The organism is Sphingomonas yabuuchiae (assembly GCF_001477495.1).
In the GTDB taxonomy this organism is placed as follows: domain Bacteria; phylum Pseudomonadota; class Alphaproteobacteria; order Sphingomonadales; family Sphingomonadaceae; genus Sphingomonas; species Sphingomonas yabuuchiae_A.
Genome location: NZ_LDTF01000166.1, coordinates 1 through 627, shown reverse-complemented (window position 1 = coordinate 627; position 627 = coordinate 1). Strand labels below are relative to the sequence as shown.

1 pseudogene is annotated in these 627 nt (G+C 67.0%); it reads left to right on the top strand.

Annotated features, from left to right (window positions below):
• Window positions 1–107: 107 nt before the first annotated feature.
• A pseudogene (purH, locus tag NS355_RS17885) lies at window positions 108–627 on the top strand (bifunctional phosphoribosylaminoimidazolecarboxamide formyltransferase/IMP cyclohydrolase); the annotation flags it as partial.

Below are 627 nucleotides of genomic sequence, written 5' to 3'. Positions count from 1 at the left end.
CCCTTGCAGGGGAGGAATAACGCTTCCCCCAATCACATTTTGCGCTTCGGCGAATCGGAGTCTATCGGGTCCGCAAACTCTCCCCAGCATGTAGGACCCGCTGCCCGATGGCCGTTTCGCTCCCCTCCGCTCCCTCCGTCGATCTGGTGCCGGTCCGCCGCGCGCTGCTGTCGGTGTCCGACAAGACCGGCGTCATCGACCTGGCCCGTGCGCTGGCCGAGCGAGGCGTCGATCTCGTCTCGACCGGCGGCACCGCCAAGGCGATCCGCGATGCGGGCCTGCCGGTGCGCGACATCTCCGAGGTCACCAACTTCCCGGAGATGATGGACGGCCGGGTCAAGACGCTGCACCCGATGGTCCATGGCGGCCTGCTCGCGGTGCGCGACGACCCCGCCCACGCCGCCGCGATGACCGAGCATGGCATCGGCGCGATCGACCTCGTGGTCGTGAACCTCTATCCCTTCCAGCAGACCGTGGCGAAGGGCGCCGAGCGTCCCGAGATCATCGAGAATATCGATATCGGCGGCCCGTCCATGGTCCGCTCGGCCGCCAAGAACCATGGCTATGTCTCGATCCTGACCGACCCGGCCGATTATGCCGACTTCCTCGCCGATCTGGCCGCCCATG